This is a genomic window from Marinomonas colpomeniae, assembly GCF_014803385.1.
Taxonomy (GTDB): Bacteria; Pseudomonadota; Gammaproteobacteria; order Pseudomonadales; family Marinomonadaceae; genus Marinomonas; species Marinomonas colpomeniae.
The window spans coordinates 32,583-45,825 of record NZ_JACYFC010000005.1 but is presented as its reverse complement, the minus strand read 5'-3'; the positions used below and the strand labels follow the sequence as shown (position 1 = coordinate 45,825).

The 13,243-nt window shown below is 41.2% G+C and carries 11 protein-coding genes; 10 read left to right on the top strand and 1 reads right to left on the bottom strand.

Annotated elements, in window-relative coordinates; all coding sequences use genetic code 11:
• Positions 1-11 precede the first annotated feature (11 nt).
• The 9 genes from IF202_RS14520 (at position 12) to tilS (ending at position 10,551) form a co-directional block, all read left to right on the top strand.
• A complete protein-coding gene (locus IF202_RS14520) occupies positions 12-506 on the top strand; it encodes an OmpH family outer membrane protein (protein ID WP_191595634.1) in 495 nt (164 codons plus the stop codon).
• A 3-nt stretch (positions 507-509) separates the two neighbouring features.
• On the top strand, positions 510-1,550 hold the full coding sequence (lpxD, locus tag IF202_RS14515) for a UDP-3-O-(3-hydroxymyristoyl)glucosamine N-acyltransferase (RefSeq protein ID WP_191595633.1): 1,041 nt from the start codon (positions 510-512) through the stop codon (positions 1,548-1,550).
• On the top strand, positions 1,547-1,978 hold the full coding sequence (fabZ, locus tag IF202_RS14510) for a 3-hydroxyacyl-ACP dehydratase FabZ (protein ID WP_036161839.1): 432 nt from the start codon (positions 1,547-1,549) through the stop codon (positions 1,976-1,978). Before lpxD ends, fabZ begins: the two co-directional genes overlap by 4 nt.
• A gap of 7 nt (positions 1,979-1,985) precedes the next feature.
• Positions 1,986-2,762: an acyl-ACP--UDP-N-acetylglucosamine O-acyltransferase gene (gene lpxA / locus IF202_RS14505; protein WP_191595632.1), complete on the top strand. Its 777-nt coding sequence runs from the start codon at positions 1,986-1,988 to the stop codon at positions 2,760-2,762.
• Positions 2,763-2,823: 61 nt separating this feature from the next.
• Entirely contained in the window at positions 2,824-3,981 is a 1,158-nt protein-coding gene (lpxB, locus tag IF202_RS14500) for a lipid-A-disaccharide synthase (RefSeq protein ID WP_191595631.1), read from the top strand.
• Complete coding sequence (gene rnhB, locus IF202_RS14495) at positions 3,981-4,580, top strand: ribonuclease HII (protein ID WP_191595630.1); 600 nt, start codon at positions 3,981-3,983, stop codon at positions 4,578-4,580. Before lpxB ends, rnhB begins: the two co-directional genes overlap by 1 nt.
• Positions 4,581-4,584: 4 nt before the next feature.
• Complete coding sequence (gene dnaE, locus IF202_RS14490) at positions 4,585-8,061, top strand: DNA polymerase III subunit alpha (RefSeq protein WP_191595629.1); 3,477 nt, start codon at positions 4,585-4,587, stop codon at positions 8,059-8,061.
• A 127-nt stretch (positions 8,062-8,188) separates the two neighbouring features.
• The gene (accA, locus tag IF202_RS14485; RefSeq protein WP_191595628.1) at positions 8,189-9,136 is read left to right on the top strand and encodes an acetyl-CoA carboxylase carboxyl transferase subunit alpha; all 948 of its coding nucleotides are present in this window, start codon (positions 8,189-8,191) and stop codon (positions 9,134-9,136) included.
• Positions 9,137-9,207: 71 nt separating this feature from the next.
• Complete coding sequence (tilS, locus tag IF202_RS14480; protein ID WP_235963564.1) at positions 9,208-10,551, top strand: tRNA lysidine(34) synthetase TilS; 1,344 nt, start codon at positions 9,208-9,210, stop codon at positions 10,549-10,551.
• Here tilS and IF202_RS14475 read toward each other — a convergent pair.
• Positions 10,548-11,228: an AAA family ATPase gene (locus IF202_RS14475; protein ID WP_191595627.1), complete on the bottom strand. Its 681-nt coding sequence runs from the start codon at positions 11,226-11,228 to the stop codon at positions 10,548-10,550. The genes tilS and IF202_RS14475 overlap by 4 nt on opposite strands.
• Before the next feature lie 351 nt (positions 11,229-11,579).
• Between IF202_RS14475 and IF202_RS14470 the strand changes: the two genes are divergently transcribed.
• Positions 11,580-13,214 (top strand): CTP synthase, encoded by a 1,635-nt coding sequence (locus IF202_RS14470; RefSeq protein WP_191595626.1) that lies wholly within the window; start codon positions 11,580-11,582, stop codon positions 13,212-13,214.
• Positions 13,215-13,243: the final 29 nt, after the last annotated feature.

Here is a 13,243-nt window from a genome sequence, read left to right as displayed (position 1 = left end):
GGGTATATAGCATGAAAAACTTACTAACCGCTTTTTTTGGACTATTGTTAATAAGCAGTGTGCATGCAACAGAAGTTGCCGTTGTAGATTTTAGAGGCGCTCTATTACAAAGTAATATTGGTCAGGAAGCTGCAAAAGGTCCAAAGCAAAAAGTAGCGGAAATGGATGTTCGTTTAAAAAAAGAGCAGGCAGACCTTGAGACTGCGGCAAATAACTTAAAACGTGATGAACTTACTCTTTCTGCTGACGAATTTAAGAAGCGTCGTCAGGGATTAGCGGAGACTCAGAACAAGATACGCGCTTTAGCGGCTAGCATGCAGCGTCAAGCCAAAGAGTTGGAAAAGCAATTGATTGAATCCTTGACTCCACAGGGTGAGGCAGCTTTGAAATCTTTAATTGAAGAGCGAAAGTTAGATTTAGTATTAAATAGACAATTAAGTCTTTATGCAGATGCTGATGCAGATATTACGAATGAGCTAGTGAAACGTATTAATAAGGATAACTAATCTATGAGTTATACGTTGGAGCAATTGGCTGCTAAGGTTCAGGGTGTTGTTAAAGGCGATAGCAGTATTGTTATTCATAAATTAGGCACACTAGAAAATGCGTCAAACAACGAATTGAGCTTCTTGGCCAATCCAAAGTACCAAAATCAGCTTGCATCTACTTCTTCTGGTGCTGTGCTTGTGAAGAGTGAAGAGCTTGCCCAGTTGGTAGATAATGCCATCGTTGTATCCAATCCTTATTTAGCGTTTGCTCAGTTATCTCATTTATTTGTTCCTATTACTCAAGGTTGGAAAGGTATACATCAAAGTGTTGTTGTTTCATTGAGTGCTATTATTGCTGATAGTGTAATTATTGGTCCTAATGTTGTCATTGATGATGATGTGACAATCGCAGAAGGCTGCATGGTTGGCGCTGGTTGTGTCATCGGTCGTGGCGTGACCGTAGGAAAAGGTACTCGTTTATATCCGAACACTACTATTTATCATGATGTGATCATTGGTGAAAATTGTATTTTTCATAGTGGTTCGGTAATTGGTGCTGATGGTTTTGGTTTTGCACCAAACAATGGTAGTTGGGAGAAAATTGATCAGTTAGGGTCTGTTGTCATCGGTGATCGTGTTGAAGTTGGTGCGAGTACAACCATTGACCGCGGAGCAATAGAGAATACGCGAATAGGTCATGGCGTTAAGATAGATAATCAAGTTCAAATTGCTCATAACGTAGTAATTGGCGATAATACAGCGATTGCGGCTAGCACCGCTATTGCTGGTAGTACAAAAATTGGTGATTTTTGTACTATTTCAGGTGGTGTTTGTATAGCTGGACATCTATTGATTACAGATAGAGTACATATCACAGGTATGAGCATGATAAGTAATTCCATTGATCAGGAGGGATCTTACTCTTCTGGTATGGGCATGGAGCCAACAACCAAATGGCGACGAACGGTTGCTAGAGTCAGACGAATTGACGAAATGGCGAAGCAGTTTTCACAATTAAAAAAACAAGTTAATAAGTTTTTAGAGAAGGTTGATAATAAATGATGGACGTAAAAGAAATTCGCCGATACCTACCGCATAGGTATCCTTTTTTATTGGTGGATCGTGTAGTTGAAATAAATTTAAATGAGTCCATTGTTGCCTATAAAAATGTTACGGTGAACGAGCCTTTTTTTAACGGTCATTTTCCTGATGATCCAGTAATGCCTGGTGTGTTAATTATTGAGGCAATGGCTCAAGCCGCTGGTGTCCTAGGTTTTAAAACCATGGATAAAACACCAGAAGATGGTTCGATGTATTACTTTGTCGGCTCCGATAAGACACGTTTTAAACGTCCTGTTGTGCCGGGTGACCGTTTACAGTTAGAAGCCAAAATCATTGCGGTAAAACGTGGGATTTGGAAATTTGAATGCAAAGCATCCGTTGATGGTGAGTTAGTGTGTTCATCTACAATTATGTGTGCAGACAGGTAAGGTTATAGTGGCTATACATCCAACGACATTAATTGATTCAAATGCAGAAATTGACTCCAGCGTGGAGATCGGTCCTTTTTGTGTGATCGGTCCACATGTGAAAATTGGTTCTGGTAGTGTTATTAAGTCGCATGTCGTGATTAATGGTCATACGACAATTGGATGTCATAATGAAATTTATCAGTTTGCGTCTGTCGGAGAAGCAAACCAAGACAAAAAATATAAAGGTGAGCCTACTCAGTTAATTATTGGTGACAGTAACATTATTCGTGAAAGTGCGACGATTCATCGTGGTACAGTGCAAGATAATGGTATTACTGAAATTGGTAATCATAATTTGTTTATGGCAAGTACCCATGTTGGCCATGACTGCGAAATTGGCGATTATAATATAATGGCCAATTTCGCAGCATTGGCCGGACATGTGAAGGTTGGTGACCATGCTATTTTGGGTGGCTACACTGGTGTTCATCAATTTTGTCAGGTGAGCTCGTACAGTATGTGCGGAATGGGCTCTATGGTTGTGAAAGATGTGCCTAGGTACGTTATGGTTTCTGGTGATCCTGCAAAAGCACATGGTATGAACTTCGAAGGGATGCGAAGAAGAGGTATGCCAACTGAGGTTATAAGGTCTTTACGTACTGCTTATAAAACCATTTATCTTAAAGGTTTTACCTTAGACGTTGCGTTAAAAGAACTTGAGCAAGGGGATCTTTTCCATGTTCCTGAGGTGGCCGAGTTTATTTTATCGATTCGACAGTCAAAGCGTGGAATAGTCAGATAAGCAGCATGTTTTAAAAAAACCCCGACTGTTTCGGGGTTTTTTATTATTAGGGGTTATGTAAATGGAAATGACGTCTATAACGCGCTACGTGTTAGTAGCTGGTGAAGCGTCGGGTGATATTTTGGGTGCTAATCTGATTGCTCATTTAAAACTCTTGCAGCCAGATGCTGTATTTGAGGGAATTGGTGGTCCTCTAATGCAAGCACAAGGCTTCAAAAGTGTTGTTCCAATGGATAGGCTGTCTGTAATGGGGCTTATTGAAGTACTTGGCCGTTTAAGAGAGTTATTAGGCATCCGTAAACGTTTATATCAGTCATGCTTGAATAATCCGCCGACTGCCTTTATTGGTATTGATTCCCCTGATTTTAATATGCCACTTGCTAAGAAATTAAAGCATGCTGGCATTCCTACTGTCCATTATGTCAGTCCTTCTGTTTGGGCGTGGCGTCAAAAACGTATTTTCAATATTAAAAAATCAGTTGATTTGATGTTGGCGCTTTTTCCATTCGAGCTGCCTATTTACCGTGAACATAATATTCCTGTAGTTTGTGTTGGTCATACTTTGGCGGATGAAATCCCACTTAAAAATGATGTATATGAAGCAAGAGCTCTTCTTAATTTAGGCCCAGTTAGTGGTCCGGTGTTTGGTATTTTGCCTGGATCACGAGAAGGCGAAGTATCTCGCCTTACTCCTCTTTTTGTTGAAACCATTAAGTTAATTAAACAGCAAGAGCCGAATGCAGTCTTTCTAATGCCAGCGGCCAACGAGCAAAGGCGTGTCCAAATAGCTAATATATTACAAGAGGCAAATGTTGATGCAGTTCTAATTGATGGACAGTCACGTACTGTTATGGCCGCGTCTGATGCCATCTTGCTGGCGTCTGGGACAGCTGCGCTTGAGGCTATGTTAGTAAAGCGCCCTATGGTGGTCTCTTATCGAGTCAATAAATTTACCTACGCCATCATGTCTAGAATGCTGAAGGTACCGTATGTGTCTTTACCGAATTTATTAGCTAATGAGCCGCTTGTGCCTGAATTATTACAAGACGCTGCAACGCCGGAGAATTTGGCTAAAAATCTATTACAAACGTGGCATTCTTTTAATGCAGACAAATCAATCCAAGAGAAATATTTTAATTTACATAAAATGCTCAGTAAAAATGCAGGTGCTCAAGCCGCTCAAGCAATCTTGTCAATGCTAGAATCAAAGGGGAAATAATGGAGCCTTTTGTTAGTGAGGTTTACTTTGGCGATTTGATTGCAGGAACTGACGAAGCTGGTCGCGGACCTTTAGCGGGTGAGGTCGTTGCTGCTGCGGTGATCTTAGATCCTAAAAAGCCAATAGAAGGGCTTGCAGACTCCAAAAAACTGAGTGAAAAAAAACGTGAAGCTCTTTTTGTTGAAATAAAAGAGAAATCACTGGCATATGCTATCGCCAGTGCGACGATAGAAGAGATTGACGAGATAAACATTCTTCATGCCAGTATGCTGGCGATGTCTCGTGCCGTTGCGTTATTGCCTGTAGTGCCTGAACATGTTTTAGTGGATGGTAATCGACTTCCGCTTGATTTGCCTTGTTCTGCTGAAGCTGTAATCAAGGGTGATGATAGGCAGGCTGCCATCTCGGCTGCGTCTATTTTAGCGAAAGTGACGCGAGACAGAGATATAGTTAAAGCTGCAAAAATTTACCCAGAATACGGTTTTGAAAAACACAAAGGTTACCCTACTGCTTTACACCTTGAGGCGATACGTCTACATGGTATAACGCCAATTCATCGGCGCAGTTTTGGTCCAGTTAAAAGAATTTTAGAGGGATAGTATTTTGTCCGCATCGTTCATACATCTAAAAGTGCACACCGAATTTTCCTTGGTGGATGGTTTGGTTAAAGTTAAAGGTTTGCTTGGTACGACAGAGTTAATGTCTATGCCAGCCGTGGCAATGACAGATGAAAATAACCTCTGTGGTTTTGTTCGCTTTTATAAAGGCGCTATGGATAAGGGCATCAAGCCTATCTGTGGTACAGATGTCGTTATTGCAGAAGATGATGAAGTTGGTGCTCGTTACCGACTTACCTTGTTGGCGACATCTAACAAGGGTTATAAGAATATTATAGAGATCATTTCTAAAGGTTATCAGTTAGGTCAAGTTGAGGGCCGTCCGATTATCCAAAGAGAATGGATCGAGTCATCTAGTGAAGATGTTATTGCTCTGTCTGGTGCGGGCTTTGGCGATATAGGTATTTTACTAAATAAAGGTCGAGATGAAGAAGCAAAAAATCGTTTAGCCTATTGGATGTCGATATTCCCTGATCGTTTTTATATTGAATTGCAGCGTACGAGTCGAGCAGGCGAAGAAAGTTATATTCATGCTGTTGTGCCGTTAGCGACACAGTTAGATTGTCCTGTTGTTGCAACAAATGACGTGCGTTTTTTGAAACGAGAGAACTTTGAAGCCCATGAAGCGCGAGTGTGTATTCATGATGGAGTCACTATTGATGACCCTAGACGAAAGCGTCGTTATACCGAAGAGCAATACTTTAAAACGCCAGAAGAAATGGCTGCTCTTTTTGAGGATATTCCTGAAGCGCTTGAAAATACAGTGGAAATCGCTAAACGTTGTAGTGTAGATGTGTTGTTAGGAGAATACTTCCTACCTGATTACCCTGTGCCAGAAGGTATGACAATGGAGGAGTTCTTTAACAAACTCTCTCTAGATGGTTTGATAGAGCGGTTTGATTTCCTTACGAAAAAATATGGTGAGCGCGTTGAGAAGCGCAGACAAGAATACTGGGATCGCCTTGAGTTTGAGCTAAATATTATTAATCAAATGGGATTTCCTGGTTATTTTTTAATCGTAATGGACTTTATTAAATGGTCGAAAGATAACGGCATTCCTGTTGGGCCTGGGCGTGGTTCTGGTGCGGGTTCATTGGTTGCCTATGCACTTAAAATCACAGATCTTGATCCTCTAGAATACGATCTTCTGTTCGAACGCTTCTTGAACCCTGAGCGGGTATCTATGCCGGATTTCGATATCGATTTTTGTATGGAAAACCGTGACCGAGTTATTGATTATGTATCGCGTACTTATGGCCGAGATGCGGTATCTCAGATCATTACATTTGGTGCAATGGCCGCAAAAGCGGTGGTGCGGGATGTCGCCCGAGTTCAAGGTAAGCCTTATAGTTTAGGCGACAAATTATCTAAATTGATTCCTTTCGAAATTGGCATGACGCTGAAAAAAGCGCTGGAAGAAGAACCTGCATTGCCTGAATTTTTAGCCGGTGATGAAGATGCCGCAGAAGTCATGGAAATGGCTATATCTTTAGAAGGTGTAGTGCGTAACTTTGGTAAGCATGCTGGCGGTGTTGTAATAGCACCAACGAAGCTTATTGATTTTGCCCCTTTGTATTGTGAGGAAGACGGCTCAGGTCTCGTTACTCAATATGATAAAAATGATGTAGAAGAAGCTGGTCTGGTTAAGTTTGACTTTCTGGGTTTGAAAACATTAACCGTGGTTGACTGGGCGGTTAAAAATATCGATGCGATCAATGCATTAGAAGGTAAGCCGCCATTAGACATTGCGCTTATCGACCTTGAGGATAGATCAACCTATGACTTATTGAAACGAGCAGAAACTACTGCGGTATTCCAGCTGGAATCACGTGGTATGAAAGAGTTGATTAAAAAGCTACTGCCATCTCGATTTGAAGATATTATCGCCTTGGTGGCCTTATATCGTCCTGGTCCATTAGGTTCAGGGATGGTAGACGACTTTATAAACCGTAAGCATGGTCGTGCTGAATTGGCTTTTCCTCATTCAGATTACCAGCATGATGACCTTATCCCTGTATTAGAACCAACATACGGCATTATCTTGTATCAAGAGCAAGTAATGCAGATAGCTCAGGTGTTGGCTAAGTTTTCTCTTGGTGGCGCCGATTTACTACGCCGAGCCATGGGTAAAAAGAAAGCAGAAGTAATGGCAGAACAACGCCTTATTTTTATGGAAGGTGCACTTAAAAATAATGTTGATAAAGACTTATCCGGTAACATTTTCGATTTGATGGAGAAGTTTGCGGGTTATGGTTTCAATAAATCCCATTCCGCTGCTTATGCCCTTGTTTCATACCAAACTGCTTGGCTAAAAAATCATTATCCAGCCCCTTTCATGGCCGCCGTACTGTCTGCGGATATGCAGAATACCGATAAAATAGTTATTTTTATTGAAGAATGTCGCTCCATGAAGTTAGGTTTGGAACTACCAAATGTTAACGAGTCCGTCTTTAAATTTACGGTAAACACAAAAGGCGCCATTGTTTATGGCTTGGGTGCAATTAAAGGCGTTGGTGAAGGCCCTATCGAGGCGATTGTTGAAGCAAGAAAAGATGGCCCGTTTGAACATATTTTCGATTTTTGCCAGCGTGTTGGGCGTAAAGTAAATAAGCGAGTGATGGAAGCCTTAGTTCGTTCGGGAGCTTTTGATACAATTGGGCCAAACCGAGCAACGCTCTTCGCTAGCATTGATAATGCATTAAAAAGAGCTGCTCAGGATGCTAAAAGTCAAGATGAAGGTATGATGGATATGTTCGGCATCGCGGTAGAGGAGAGTGCCGAGGATGCTTATAAAGAAATTGGTGTGCAACATGAGTGGCCTCCGCGTCAGCGCCTCGATGGTGAAAAAGATACATTGGGATTGTATGTTACTGGACACCCAATTGATGAATATGAAAAAGAAATACGCCGCTTCGTCCGTTCAAAAATTGTCGACCTTCAGCCTAAACGTGGTGACACGCAGATTATGGCAGGGCTGATCGTAGACTTGCGGATTACCAAGAGTAAAAAAGGTGGTAATATTGCCTTTGTAACTTTAGATGATCGTTCTGCGCGTATTGAAGTCACTGTGTTCCCTGATAACTATGACAACTTCAAAGATGTTATTGTAAAAGATGAAGTTGTCGTAGTTGAAGGTGAAATAACGGTTGATGAGTTTCGTGGTGGGCAAAAAGTTATTGCTCGAAATATGCTTGATATAGCTCAAGCTAGAATACGTTATGTGGAAGCATTACGAATTACTTGGACTTCAGAAACAGTGACACCAATAGACATACAAACACTAGCGAACTACATGACCTCATTTCGAGGTGATGGCTGTGATGTCGTTATAGGGTTTGATACTCCGGAAGCATGTGGCGACATTCGTTTAGGAAATGATTGGAAAGTTCGGCCAGACGACGAATTAATTCATAAACTTCAGAAACAATACGGTAAACAAAACGTTCAGTTAGTGTATACTTAGCACCAATTTAAGAATTGGTACAATGGATTTGTGGCGTAGTAGCGACGCATTTATAGAACTATAGAGTAAATAGTGATTCGCCTTTTACTTTGAATTTTATGACAACCAAACAGCAGTGTAATTAAACATGAATTTAGATTATCTCCCTTTCGAGCAGCCGATTGCTGAGCTTGAACAAAAAATTGAAGAGTTGCGTTTAGTCGGTAACGATAATGAGCTAAATATCAGTGATGAAATTAGCCGACTAGAAAGTAAAAAAATAGCGCTTACTAAAAGCCTATTTAGTAATTTAGGCGCTTGGGAAGTTTCTCAATTAGCACGTCATCCAAAGCGCCCTTATACACTTGATTACATCAATCACGCATTTACTGACTTTGAAGAAATGCATGGCGACCGTCATTATGCTGATGATCGTGCAATTGTTGGTGGCATAGCCCGTTTGGATGGTCGTTCTGTGATGGTTATAGGTCATCAAAAAGGGCGTGATGTTAAAGAAAAAGTATTGCGTAACTTTGGTATGCCAGCTCCAGAAGGTTATCGTAAGGCGTTGCGTCTTATGGAAACGGCGGAGCGTTTTGGCTTACCAATTGTTACTTTAATCGACACACCTGGAGCTTATCCTGGTATCGGTGCTGAAGAGCGCGGACAAAGTGAAGCAATTGCTTATAACTTAGCAGTAATGTCTCGTCTTAAAACACCTATTATCTCTACCGTAATTGGTGAGGGCGGTTCTGGTGGTGCTTTGGCTATCGGCGTTTGTGATGAGCTAATGATGTTGCAATACGGTACTTACTCTGTAATTTCACCTGAAGGTTGCGCTTCTATTTTGTGGAAGAGCGCGGATCGTGCATCTGACGCAGCGAAAGCGATGGGTATTACTGCTCAACGTCTTCAGGAACTAGGGTTGGTTGACACTATTGTTCCTGAGCCATTAGGTGGCGCTCATATTGCCCACGAGCAAATTGCACAAAGCCTAAAAGAAAATATTCTGGCTTCATTGGATAGAATGGAAACCCTAACGACAGAAGAGCTATTGGCTCGTCGTTATAATCGTTTGATGTCATACGGTTTATAATTTCTTGAAATTCTAAAAAAGCCTCCTATTAAGGGGGCTTTTTTGTTTTTATTTTATTGAGTGTTGAATGAATGGTCGCTTATTTAGATATTATGATGAAGCATACGCAATTAAAGCCAATACATTGCTTATCACCACTTTCTTTTAATCAAGAGTGGGTGAATTGTTTATTCTCTGAGGTCGAAACTGTGTGGGTTGGTTTTAGTGGAGGCGTGGATTCTCATGTTCTGCTTAATGCTATCGTAAGTCAGCTTTCTTTTCAGCAGAAGAAAAATATCGCAGTGATTCATGTTCATCATGGGCTTAGTGATCATGCCGATAGCTGGCTAAACCACTGCAAACAAGTTTGTCAAAAGCTAGGTGTACGTTTTGAGGCTCAGTACGTTCAATTGGAAATACAAGCCTCCGTCGAGGATGCTGCGCGTAATGCTCGATATCAAGCTTTTGAGAGCGTTATGTCGACGAAAGACGTCTTGCTATTGGCACATCATGGTGACGATCAAGTTGAAACTGTGTTATTCCGCCTGTTGCGTGGAACCGGCGGGAAAGGGCTTTCGGGTATGCCTCGTACACGGACAATTGGTAAAAAAGGGGCTTGTCTAGTTCGTCCTTTGCTTGGTGTGTCGAAAGCTAGCATTGAGAACTATGCCTATCAAGAGAAGTTGGAGTGGATCCAGGACGAATCTAATCTTGATGAACGGTTTACACGAAACTTTTTACGTCATCGAGTTGTTCCTATTCTGAAAGAACGCTTTCCGACAATGGAGCAAAATATTGTTGTTAGCGCGCAACGAATCGAAACTGATTATCGTATACTTTCCCAGTTCGCTTATCGTCAGTTGGAGGAATGGTGCAACGAATTTGGCGGTTTGAATCTATCCTTCATTACGAAGAAAGCAGTCGGTGAAAGGCTGTTCTGGCTTCGACACTTTTTACAATCTAAAGGGTTGTCTTTGCCGCATGCTCAACTAGAAAGTATCGAAAAAATGTTGTCTGGTGGCCAAGATAGACATCCAGAATTTCAACTTAGCAATGGTCGTATCATGCGTCATAAAAATACGATTTACCTTCTTCCGTTAGACAAGCCAGCTAAGTTTTCTCCCTTAAATGCGGGTGCTGTGTTGGTACGCCCGTTTGATCAAGTTCGAGTTGATGGATGTGAAAGCTGTGTTTTACGTGAGCGTCCACATGGGGCCGTATTGACCCTTAAAAATGGAAAAAGCCGTAAGCTGAAAAAGTGGCTAAATGATCTTCAGGTACCTAGTTGGTGGCGGGATCATCTCCCCTACCTTTTTGTCGGCGATGAGTTAATTGCAGTGGGTTCGTTATGGCTTCATCCAGATTATCAGCATGTACAAATTGAATGGCGCTTATCTGGTGAACTCCCTTTACTTATGATTACTGAAAAACATTAGTCTTTCAACAGCCAATCTGCTTGATCTTTTGTCGATAAAACCAGTTCCGCATTAAATCCATCACTTTGGTTTATTCTCTCCATGGCTTGTTCATGGCTAAACCCCCAAGCCTTCATGTGGCGTTGTGCTAATCGCTCAAAGGATGTATTAATCGGAGTATCTAGGAACCAATGTTCATCAAATAATGCAGCTGCATCTTGCCAACCATCCTGTTGATGTAACAAATATAAGCCTTCAATTAAAACGACTTTTGTTTCTTTTTTTATACAAATATCGTTTTCAATTGAGTCGCCTAGGCTATGGTCAAAACTAGGCCATAAAATATCTTGTTGTTGGTAGTTTTGATGAATGTCCTTAACTCTCTCAATAAACGAGGCGCTGTCAAATGTCCAAGGTGCTCCTCTTCTTGCAAAAGCTTCTTCTGAATTTTGTAAAGTGCTGAGTTGGGCTTTAGAAAGATGAAAGCCATCCATCGAAAGACATATTACTTGTTCTGGGTATTTCTCAGTAAATTGGTTGGCCAAATAGTTAGCCAAAGTGCTTTTACCTGATCCGGGACCACCTGTTAAACCAATCAATGTACGGCGTGGTTTATTGATTTCATCTTGCATTTTTTTGAGGGCAAGGTCGGCGTCAGCCGAATTTTTGTAGAAATCATAAAACTGAGAAGATTCCATTTATTTTCCTAAACCTTATTTTTATCAATAAGTTAACATTTATTATGGGTTGATATTCAGACTGATGTATATCTATAAGATAACTCAATTGATGGTTAAGACGAAGTTCGTCCTATGTGGCTTTTAAGTTAATAGTTAAATATCAAAGACTTAGACAGTCTGACAGCGTTGCTTTGAAATAGATGTGGATACACTTTGATGGTAATAGGAGGCGTTTTTATTCTATACAAAACAACTGTGTTTTACGTTGAGTGGAAAGGCTTCCGATGTTACTATTTCCCCCCGTCTGAAGGCGTGTTTTTATACCTCTTCAAATCTCATTATTTCTACTTTAAGGCGGGTTAAACACTCATGGCGACACGATATATTTTCGTTACAGGCGGTGTAGTTTCATCTCTTGGTAAAGGCTTGGCAGCGGCATCTTTGGCGGCTATCCTTGAATCTCGTGGACTAAAAGTCACCATGTTGAAATTGGATCCGTACATTAACGTTGATCCAGGTACCATGAGTCCCTTCCAGCACGGTGAAGTGTACGTTACAGAAGATGGTGCTGAAACCGATCTAGATCTTGGCCATTATGAGCGTTTCATTTCTACTAAAATGGGCAAGCGTAACAACTTTACCAGCGGTCGTGTTTACCAGCATGTTCTGAGAAAAGAACGTCGTGGTGAATATCTCGGTGGTACTGTTCAGGTTATTCCTCATATTACTGATGAAATCAAACGACGTATTATTTCTGGTGCCGAAGGTTCTGATGTTGCTTTGGTTGAAATTGGCGGTACAGTTGGTGACATCGAGTCACAACCTTTCTTAGAAGCTATTCGTCAGCTAAAAGTCGAGTTGGGTGCACGTCGTGCTTTATTCATGCATTTGACCTTGGTTCCTTACATTCGTACCGCCGGTGAAACCAAAACCAAACCCACTCAGCACTCTGTAAAAGAGCTTCGTTCAATTGGTATCCAGCCAGATATTCTTATTTGTCGTTCTGAGGTGTCTATTGAAGCACCAGAACGTAAGAAAATCGCCTTGTTTACTAGTGTTGAAGAGCGCGCTGTAATTTCTCTCCCAGATGCAGATACTATTTATCGTATTCCTCAAATGCTGAATGACCAAGGCTTAGATAGCTTGATCGTCGAATACTTTAATTTAGATTGTGATATGCCAAATCTGGATATTTGGAATAAAGTGACACAAGCGAAACTGAATCCAGAGAAGCAAGTTAATATCGCCATGGTTGGTAAATACATGGAGTTGTTGGATGCTTATAAATCTTTGATCGAAGCAATGGATCATGCTGGAATTCATGCTCGTACTAAAGTGAAGCTTCATTACATTGATTCAGAAAGTATTGAAGAAAATGGAACTGAGTGTCTGAAAGGCATGGACGCTATTTTGGTTCCTGGCGGTTTCGGTGAGCGAGGTGTTGAAGGTAAAATCTTAACGGCTCAATATGCTCGTGAGAACAAAGTGCCTTACTTAGGTATCTGTTTGGGTATGCAAGTAGCTGTGATTGAATTTGCACGAAATGTAGCAAACTTATCTGGTGCTCACAGTACAGAGTTTAATTTCAAAGCAGAAAACCCAGTTGTTGGATTGATTACCGAATGGACGAACACCGAAGGTTCTAAGGAAATTCGTTCAGAGCAATCTGACCTAGGTGGCACAATGCGCCTTGGCGCGCAGAACTGTAATCTTACGGAGGGAACTAAAGCCTTTGAAGCTTACGGTGAAACCGTCATTAAAGAGCGTCATCGTCATCGTTATGAAGTAAATAATTTCTATGTTGCTGGATTGGAAGAGGCAGGTTTGACGATTTCTGGTCGTTCAGAAGATAATACCTTGGTTGAAATGGTAGAAATTGCAGATCATCCTTGGTTTGTTGCTTGTCAGTTCCATCCAGAGTTCACTTCAACTCCTAGGCATGGACATGGCTTATTTAGTGCTTTCGTTCATGCAGCATTGCAATATGCAGGAAAAGAAAAATAGGTTAAACAAACAAACTGTTTGTGAATCTT

Coding starts and splice junctions, on each gene's coding strand:
- lpxB (WP_191595631.1), top strand. CDS start 2,824: ATGGAAATGACGTCTATAACGCGCTACGTGTTAGTAGCTGGTGAAGCG.
- tilS (WP_235963564.1), top strand. CDS start 9,208: ATGGTCGCTTATTTAGATATTATGATGAAGCATACGCAATTAAAGCCA.
- IF202_RS14520 (WP_191595634.1), top strand. CDS start 12: ATGAAAAACTTACTAACCGCTTTTTTTGGACTATTGTTAATAAGCAGT.
- accA (WP_191595628.1), top strand. CDS start 8,189: ATGAATTTAGATTATCTCCCTTTCGAGCAGCCGATTGCTGAGCTTGAA.
- rnhB (WP_191595630.1), top strand. CDS start 3,981: ATGGAGCCTTTTGTTAGTGAGGTTTACTTTGGCGATTTGATTGCAGGA.
- fabZ (WP_036161839.1), top strand. CDS start 1,547: ATGATGGACGTAAAAGAAATTCGCCGATACCTACCGCATAGGTATCCT.
- IF202_RS14475 (WP_191595627.1), bottom strand. CDS start 11,228: ATGGAATCTTCTCAGTTTTATGATTTCTACAAAAATTCGGCTGACGCC.
- lpxD (WP_191595633.1), top strand. CDS start 510: ATGAGTTATACGTTGGAGCAATTGGCTGCTAAGGTTCAGGGTGTTGTT.
- IF202_RS14470 (WP_191595626.1), top strand. CDS start 11,580: ATGGCGACACGATATATTTTCGTTACAGGCGGTGTAGTTTCATCTCTT.